The sequence below is a fragment of the Psychrobacter lutiphocae DSM 21542 genome (assembly GCF_000382145.1).
Taxonomy (GTDB): domain Bacteria; phylum Pseudomonadota; class Gammaproteobacteria; order Pseudomonadales; family Moraxellaceae; genus Psychrobacter; species Psychrobacter lutiphocae.
Genome location: NZ_KB907696.1, coordinates 1 through 1,604, shown reverse-complemented (window position 1 = coordinate 1,604; position 1,604 = coordinate 1). Strand labels below are relative to the sequence as shown.

The following is a 1,604-nucleotide window of genomic DNA, read 5'->3' as shown; positions in this document are numbered from 1 at the left end:
ATTTAACACCTGATCCTGTCGGCTTAGCAGCTGGTAAGGATTTGTATGCCTTTGCCAATGATAGACCGCATGAGTTTGTTGATTGGTGGGGATTGACAACTGAAGCGAGTTTATTAGGAACCTTTATTCATAATCAAATTTTTGCCCCACAGATACTTTCAAAAGGGCTGATGGATTTTCCTATTACTACATGGGGAGGGCAAAATGCTAGAGATATTGATGAATTAGGACCTACTTGGCCTACTGGTTTAGGTGGTAAAATACCAGATGCTTATTATGTCGATAAAACAAACAGATATCTTGAAACTTCGAAAAAGGAGTTTAAAGGGTCGGTATGGGAATTGAAGCCTGTGAGTGTTTATTGGAATCAAGCAAGGTACCAAGAGGCTAAAGATCAAGTTAATAGTTATATAAAAACAGCTAAACGAGGTAAATGGTCTGCAGGATGTGCAGGAGTGCTAAATTTAAAACCTGAATTATTTTTTTGGAATGCGAAACTAAAGCGAGTTGATTTTTTCGATGATAAAATCATACCTAAACAATTTTCTGATGTTAGAAGACTTAATAAACCTTCAGGTCTAGTTTTTTATTCAGTTAAGGACGCTAGTAAAAAACAGCAACAAGAGCTTACAGCTAATGCTGCTGAGAAACTTAAACGAGCAAGTAGTAGAGGAAAATTAAAGTCCAAAATTCAGGAAATAAGAGAAGCAGCTACAAACTTAACAACACTAGAAAAAGTAGGTTTAGTTGTATTAATCTTAGCTGTAATTATATCGGCTATAGCTATAGCTGCAGTAGGAGTTGGAGCTGTAATATCAGCTGCCATAGCTGCTTTATCATGGGTGTTAAGCAGTGGTTTGTCTATAATGACTGCACTTGCATTGACTTTAGGATCAACTATGACGAGTGCCAATGCAAAAGAACAAGGTAATAAACAGAAGAAAGGCTTATTAGATAAATTTTATGATAAATTCAAAAGTTGGTTTGATTAAGGAGTTCACGTGAACAAAGATAATATTATAAAAATAATTAAGGATTTTGAGCTTTATTTTAGCTCTGCATCACAAAATTCATTTATTGAGCTTCCAATGGACACGGCGATTTTTGAGAACCCCAGTAATCCTCCAAGATTACCCACTAAGTCTCAAACAAAAGAACTGGGACTATGGTGGAAACCAATTGATGGATTGGCTGAAATTTATTCATCAATCTCACTTAAAAACAAAATAAAAAGTTGGATGATAGAAGATATAGCTGAGGGATTTTTATATTACTACTATATTTTAATTTATAACACATCGTTTAGAGAAGCGCTTGTAACAGCATATTTAAAAAGTTATGAAATAGACAAGTCCTATAGTTCAGATGAATTAGAGGGCATAAAGAATGACTTAGATAACTTAAAATATATTGCCTCTAAAAGTAATTGGTCAGATGAAATAGATGGTTATAGTGCAATCGAAACAGATCAGCTCGGGGATTTGGATTATCAAATTTGTGAAGATAATCTAATGTTTAGTAAGTCAAACTTTAAACTTAATCTTATTAAAAGGTATTGTAAAAACTGGGTTTACAATGAGGCTAAATCATCAGCATCGATTATG

At 34.0% G+C, this 1,604-nt stretch carries 2 protein-coding genes; both read left to right on the top strand.

Translation table 11 applies throughout. The features are described 5' to 3' along the window. On the top strand, window positions 1–992 hold a 992-nt coding region (locus H140_RS16095), incomplete at its 5' end, for a hypothetical protein (RefSeq protein WP_033427100.1). A gap of 9 nt (window positions 993–1,001) precedes the next feature. Further along, on the top strand, window positions 1,002–1,604 hold a 603-nt coding region (locus tag H140_RS14835), incomplete at its 3' end, for a hypothetical protein (RefSeq protein ID WP_033427099.1).